A 6,246-nucleotide genomic window follows, 5' to 3' on the forward strand; every position below is an offset into this window, starting at 1 on the left:
TTCAACCCTCAATTCTGCTTCGGATCGAGGACGTCACGCAGACCATCGCCGAGGAAGTTGAAAGCGAGCGAAACGAAGAAGATCGCAAGACCCGGGATTGTGGCAACCCACCATTGCTCAAAAATAAAGCGCTTGGCAGTTGCAATCATCGCACCCCATTCCGGTGAAGGCGGCTGAGCGCCCATACCGAGGAAGCCAAGGCTTGCCGCGGTCAGAATGATCGAGCTCATATCCAGCGTAATACGCACAATCAGGCTCGGCACGCACAAAGGTGCGATGTGACGGGCGATGATACGTGCAGGGCTGGCACCGGTCAGACGGTAAGCTGCGATATAGTCTGTGTTACGGATGGTCATGGTTTCCGCACGCGCCAGACGCGCATAAGGCGGCCATGCGGTGAGTGCAATCGCCAGAACCGCGCTTTCAACACCCGGTTTCAGCGCTGCTACGAAAGCCAGAGCCAAAATCAGACGCGGGAAAGCGAGGAAAACATCGGTCACGCGCATCAGGATTGTATCGACGATGCCGCCGAAATAACCCGCCACACAACCAATGATCAGACCAAGCGGCGCAACCAGAATAACAACGGCAATAACCATGCCGAGCGTTACACGGCCACCATAGAGGATACGCGAGAAAATATCGCGTCCCAGCTCGTCCGTTCCGAACCAATGCTCAGCAGAAGGTACAGCAAGACGATTACCGAGATTCTGAATGCTCGGATCATAGGGCGCAAGCCACGGCGCAAAAATTGCGATGAACACAAACAGAAGGATGATGAACAGGCCGATCATCGCCAGCGGATTTGACTTCAGGTTAAGCCAGATACGGTAGCGCCGACCCCAGAGTGCCTGCGACGGCGAGGACGGAGTTTCGTCCAGCGCCCAGTTATGAAAATTTGAGAAAATCATCTGACGCGTGGATCCAGTACCTTGTAAAGAATGTCAGCGAGCAGGTTAAGCCCGACATAGATAACACCAATCAGAAGAGTGGCGCCGACGACAGGGTTCATGTCTGCATTCATCAGTGAAACAGTCAGATACTGGCCAAGGCCAGGCCAGCTGAACACGGTTTCCGTAACCACAGCACCTTCAAGCAGACCGGCATAGGTCAGGGCAAGAACGGTAACGAGTTGCACGGCAACCGTCGGGAAAGCATGTTTCCAGATCACTGCTGTGCCGGACAGGCCCTTGGCGCGGGCTGTGACAACGAACTCACCCTTAAGGGCATCCAGCATGAATGCACGGGTCATACGGGTGATATAAGCCATGCTGAAATAAGCGAGAATGATAACCGGCTGGGCCATATGCGCGAGCGCATCCCAGAAAGCTTCCATGTCTCCGGCGATCAGCGTATCAATCGTCAGAATACCAGTGACATGTGGGATCATGTCCTGAAAGATAATATCCTGACGGCCTGGTCCCGGTGCAATACCGAGAGCGGCGTAGAAAACCAGAAGCGAAATCAGAGCCAGCACGAATGTCGGCACGGAGTGACCGGCCAGACAGATAACGCGGATCGTCTGATCCGTCAGTGTGCCCTGACGCACAGCAGCCCATACACCCAGCGGAATACCGATCAAGGCAGCGAGGAGGAGCGCTGCGGTTGCCAGTTCAAGGGTCGCCGGAAAATAGCGGGCAATATCTGTGGTCACAGGGTTGCGGGTCAGAATGGAGTTGCCGAGATCACCGTGCAAAACCTGACCGATATAGTGGAAAAACTGCACGACGAGCGGCTGATCCAGCCCCATCTCCGCGCGCACACGCTGGATAACAGCCTCCGGCGCGTTATCGCCGACGGCTGCAATCACAGGATCAACCGGCATAACGCGGCCAATCATGAAAGTGACAATGGCTAGTCCGAACAGCGTGATTAACACGCTGCTCAGAGTACCAGTCAGAGTTTTCAGTCTCTTATTCAAGCTTTCGCAATCCCTGCGTAAGAGTGGCTGTCAGACAGAACGCCGAGGCGCATGCCAGTAACGTCTTTACGGCAAGCGGCTGTCATAACAGTCTGCAGCATGACAACAAACGGGCTGTTGTTCATGAATTCACGCTGCAGGTCTTCATAAAGTTTAACGCGTGTTGCCGGATCTTTTTCATCGCGTGCAGCCAGAGATTTCTTAGCAAAATCTGCATTCTGGTAGTTTGAACGCCATGCAAAAGGTTTGGTTTTCGCATCGTCAGACAGATCGGTCACATTGCAGAATACGTCCGCATTGGTGTTCGGATCAAAATAGTCCGAGCCCCATGATGTCAGAGCGATTTCATGCTCACGGGCACGCATCTTGGTGAGAACCTGACGGTTTTCAGCGGCACGCAGTTCTACTTTGATGCCGATTTCAGCAAGGTTTGCCTGAATTGCCTGAGCAACATCCGGCCAAGGCTGTGCGGAATAATGATCCATGCTGATGGAGAAACCATCGGCCAGACCAGCTTCAGTCATCAGAGCCTTCGCTTTGGCAACATCTTTCTGGAATGGAGTGTCATTGACTGCACCCGGGAAACCTTCAGGAATAATTGTCTGATGGATCTGGTGGGTCAAAGGTACGATATTTTCCTGAATGCCCTTATAGTCGATCGCCCATTTGATCGCTTCCCAGAGCTTCGGATTGGTCAGTTTTTCAACTTTCTGGTTGAGCGACATCAGACCGATACCGGCGATACCTTTACGCACGAGCGTAAAGTTTTCGTCTTTCTGGATCACGCGAAGCTGCTCGGAAGTCAGGTTACGCGCAATATCCACGTCACCTTTCTGGAGCATCAGGAGCTGGGATGAAGGATCAGCAACGTGACGCAGAACGATACGCTTCACATTGCCTTTATAGGCGCCGTGCGGGTTCAGGTTCAGCATAACGCTTTCGCTTGGCTTCCATGCAGCCAGTGTCCACTCAGCGGAACCGGCGCTATTTTTGCGCAGCCATTCATTGCCGAGATCATCGCCGGAAGCATTTTCCATAACGACTTTCTTCTCAACAACACTACCAACGCTTGAAGACAGGCAATAGAGCAGGAAGGACAGGGAAGTCGGGGTTTCGAGAGAGATGGTCAGCGTACCGGCATCGGTCGCGACAACAGCTTTCTCAACATTCTCAGGGGTCAGACCGAACTGGCCGATGATGAAAGCAGGGCCTTTGTTCAGCTTGATCGCACGGTGCAGCGAGAACGCAGCATCTTCAGCGGTGATCGGGTTGCCGGTGGCAAATTTTGCATCCGGGTTGATTTTGAAAGTATAGATTTTACCTTCAGCATCAGCTTCCCATGAAGTGGCTACGCCGCCTTCAATCTGCTCCGGATTTTCAAAGCTCGGATGAACAAGACGCTGATACATGTTGTTGCAGATTTCGCTGCCAACAGCTTCAAAGCTTTCATGCGGATCCAGCGAAGTCATGTTGTCCAGCTGCATGGCCACAACCAGAATGTCCTGACGACCGGCAGCAATCGCAGGCAAGAGGCCTGCATATGACAGAAACGGAACAGCAGCAGCGCCCGCCAAAAAATTACGTCTTGAAATCACGGTGATTTCCTCTTCCCTATCCGTAAACGCAAGAAACTGGCCGAGAGCCCCCGCCAGTGATTATTTCTGTTCTATATAAGAAAACCGTCAATAAACCCGGCTTAATTATCATGAAGCCCAATAACGCGGCCAATGCAGATTTTGCCAGCCCTCATGCAGAGCTTGCATGCAGAATCCTGTTCAAAACTTCGTTATTTAGTAAAATAAAAGGCTATGCAGATGCGGACTATGCCTTGCAAGAAAACGCATTTGCAATTTCCTTGTAAAATGTTCAGTTACACACTTCCAGCAGCACGCTTTGATAAGCGCCTGCCCCTGCCTTTCCGACACACCAAAACCATCGCTCCAGTGACCGTAAAATCTGCAAACAAAAACTAAGTCTATCTGTTTGCGACATATTTTATGGCACTTTCCAGAATGAATAAGGTTCTTCCCTATGTCCAATTCTTCATCGGCAGATACCCTTACACCTGTCTTTGACGGCCACAATGATGTGCTTCTGCGTCTGTGGACAGACTCTGAAGCCAATCCGGTCAAGCGCTTCATCGAAGGCGAAAAGGTCGGCCATATCGACCTGCCACGCGCCAAAAAAGGCGGTCTTGCCGGTGGTCTTTGCGCTATTTATGTGCCGTCGCCGTCGATGGAAAAAGATGCAAACGGCGATTATCCGACACCGGAACAGGGCGACGCTCTGAGAATCACTCTCGGCATGGCCGCCCTTTTGGCAAAGATTGAGGCGCAATCGAACGGTGGCCTGAAGATTTGCCGCAGCGCGGACGACATCCGCACAGCAATGAGCAATGGCTCATTTGCGTCAGTATTGCATATTGAAGGTGCTGAAGCGATCAGCGCTGATCTGGATGCGCTTTATGTGCTGCATCAGGCTGGTTTGCGCACACTGGGTCCGGTCTGGAGCCGCCCGAATATTTTCGCTTACGGCGTACCGTTCCGCTTCCCGAGCACACCGGATATCGGCCCGGGTCTTTCTGATGCCGGTAAAGACCTGATCCGTGCCTGTAATGAGCTGAAGATCATGGTTGACCTATCGCATATGAATGACAAGGGCTTCTGGGATATTGCTGCCATTTCCGATGCACCGCTTGTGGCCAGCCATTCCAATGCGCACACGCTCTGCACCCATAGCCGCAATGTGACTGAAAAGCAGATGGACGCTATCAAAGAAACCGGCGGATTGATGGGCATCAATTTCGGCGTGTCTTTCCTGCGTGCAGACGGCCAGAAAATCACTGCCACACCATTGAGCGAAATGGTGCGTCATATTGATTATATCATCAACCGTATCGGCGTGGATCATGTGGCGCTCGGCTCGGATTTTGACGGCACAACCATTCCTGATGCACTTGGCAGCGCAGCTGATCTGCCGCTTCTGATCGAAGAACTGCGCAAAGCCGGTTACGATCAGGAAACCATCGACAAGATCGCCCATAAGAACTGGATCCGCGTCCTCGAAAAGACATGGGCGTAAAATCGCTGCGATTACGACCCGTAAAATGATAGAAGGCCTCCGCTAAGATACGGAGGCCTTTTTCATAACATTCAGGATGGCTGCGGCACCGGATTCCCGAGCTTCGCTTTTTTACGCCCTAAGCGCATAAACGGCTTTTCAATAATCAAATAAGAAATTTTTGCCCCGATAAGGCTTGCAATGATAATTGCGATCACAGCCAATGGAAAAGCCCAGCCGCTCAAACCAAGCCGGTTGAAAACCGCCCAGCCCGCACCGACAACAAACATATGGGTCAGGTAGAGCGAATAGGAACTGTCGCCAATTTGCACGAACAGATTGCGTGGCGAGATATCCTTGACCCAGCGATCCGTACAAAGCGCCGTCACAACCAGCAAGACAGATGCAAGCAGATAAGCAAGGCTTTCTATAAAGAACGGTATTCTGGTCAGATCAATACTGAAGAGAGCCGCAATACTGAGTGCTACAAAGAACAGCAGCACAGGCAGAGAATTCACCGAGAAATCGCTCCAGACACCTCTGCGCTGCATTTCAGCCAGCCACATACCGGCAAGAAACGGCATCAGATTAAAGTTGAAGTAAAAAGCCGCGATACTGCCGTTTCGCTCAACAAAAAATGCACCGGAAATCAGAGCACCAAGAACCAAAGTCATCAGCACTGTTCGCCGCAAACTGTTCTCACACCACCAGAACAGCACAAAAATGATATAAAAGAATATTTCATAATTGAGTGACCAGCCGGGCTTCAGCAATGGTCGCCAGTCATCCACTGTCCCCGGTACCAGTGCCGGAAGAAAGGCGAGCGAGTTAAACAAATAGTCTGGTGTAAAGCTTGTCGATTTAAACAGGCTTGGCAAATACACGGCACAAAGAGCAAGAAATACCGTGCAGATCCAATAAAGCGGCACCACACGTATAATCCGTCGCCACATAAAACCTGCCGGCGTAAAGCCGCGCGGATTAATATAACTGATAATAAATCCGCTGATGACGAAGAAAATAGATACGCCGAAAGCACCGAAAACACCCAGAATTCGCGGCGGCTCAGCCATCGGATGTTGCAATGTGTGCCCGATAACGACCAGTAATGCCGCCAGCCCGCGCAAAATCTGCACTGAGTTGAATTTTTCAATCTGAAGAACAGTGTTTGTCTGCATTTGCCCCACCCGATCACATTCCTCAAATGCGCACAGACCGCTGTAACGCATTGATTTGTTTGTTTCGGCAAGACTTCAAGCAGAAGC

General features: G+C 51.5%; 6 protein-coding genes. 2 read left to right on the forward strand and 4 right to left on the reverse strand.

All coding sequences use genetic code 11. The features are described 5' to 3' along the window. Positions 1-8: 8 nt before the first annotated feature. From nikC to P8H26_RS15655, 3 genes are read right to left on the reverse strand one after another with little or no spacing between them, the layout of a single operon-like run. Positions 9-911, reverse strand: coding sequence for a nickel transporter permease (gene nikC, locus P8H26_RS15645; RefSeq protein WP_289634124.1), 903 nt, complete (start codon positions 909-911; stop codon positions 9-11). Beyond that, positions 908-1,921 carry an ABC transporter permease gene (locus P8H26_RS15650; RefSeq protein ID WP_289634125.1) on the reverse strand — a complete coding sequence of 338 codons (1,014 nt, stop codon included), beginning with the start codon at positions 1,919-1,921 and terminating at the stop codon, positions 908-910. The genes nikC and P8H26_RS15650 overlap by 4 nt, the downstream gene beginning before the upstream one ends. Continuing rightward, a complete protein-coding gene (locus P8H26_RS15655; RefSeq protein WP_289634126.1) occupies positions 1,918-3,516 on the reverse strand; it encodes an ABC transporter substrate-binding protein in 1,599 nt (532 codons plus the stop codon). The genes P8H26_RS15650 and P8H26_RS15655 overlap by 4 nt, the downstream gene beginning before the upstream one ends. A gap of 56 nt (positions 3,517-3,572) precedes the next feature. Between P8H26_RS15655 and P8H26_RS15660 the strand changes: the two genes are divergently transcribed. Both P8H26_RS15660 and P8H26_RS15665 read left to right on the forward strand, forming a co-directional pair. Next, a complete protein-coding gene (locus tag P8H26_RS15660; RefSeq protein ID WP_289634127.1) occupies positions 3,573-3,782 on the forward strand; it encodes a hypothetical protein in 210 nt (69 codons plus the stop codon). A 170-nt stretch (positions 3,783-3,952) separates the two neighbouring features. Next, complete coding sequence (locus tag P8H26_RS15665; RefSeq protein ID WP_289634128.1) at positions 3,953-5,002, forward strand: dipeptidase; 1,050 nt, start codon at positions 3,953-3,955, stop codon at positions 5,000-5,002. A gap of 71 nt (positions 5,003-5,073) precedes the next feature. Here the strand turns inward: P8H26_RS15665 and P8H26_RS15670 are convergent, their stop codons facing one another. Continuing rightward, positions 5,074-6,159, reverse strand: coding sequence for an acyltransferase (locus P8H26_RS15670; RefSeq protein ID WP_289634129.1), 1,086 nt, complete (start codon positions 6,157-6,159; stop codon positions 5,074-5,076). Positions 6,160-6,246 lie beyond the last annotated feature (87 nt).

The sequence above is a fragment of the Pseudochrobactrum sp. sp1633 genome, from assembly GCF_030376605.1.
Taxonomy (GTDB): domain Bacteria; phylum Pseudomonadota; class Alphaproteobacteria; order Rhizobiales; family Rhizobiaceae; genus Pseudochrobactrum.